Below are 260 nucleotides of genomic sequence, written 5' to 3'. Positions count from 1 at the left end.
CCCCTGCTTTTATTAAATTCCCTCTCCTAAAACCACAAATCATATAATCCTCCCCCGAAAATGTGCTATCAATATATTCACTCTTCAAACTATATACTCCCTCACAACCAATTCCATCAACATCCATAACATCTTCATACTTCAGTCCCTCTCGAACCCCATCTAATCCCCGTCCATACCTTATCTTCCAATATTCTTTAACAAACATCCCCCCAATATTACTTCTCATAATCCACTTTAAATTACCATAACCCAAATAC

The 260-nt window shown here is 37.3% G+C and carries 1 protein-coding gene; it reads right to left on the bottom strand.

The annotated features are described in order from the left end of the window. A partial coding sequence (locus FS628_RS32265; protein ID WP_222125336.1) for a hypothetical protein occupies nucleotides 1-208 on the bottom strand: 208 nt, incomplete at its 3' end. Nucleotides 209-260: the final 52 nt, after the last annotated feature.

The sequence above is a fragment of the Paenibacillus xylanexedens genome (genome assembly GCF_007676705.1).
GTDB classification, from domain to species: domain Bacteria; phylum Bacillota; class Bacilli; order Paenibacillales; family Paenibacillaceae; genus Paenibacillus; species Paenibacillus xylanexedens_C.
Note: the sequence above shows the minus strand (reverse complement) of the source record. Positions and strands in the feature narration are given on the sequence as shown.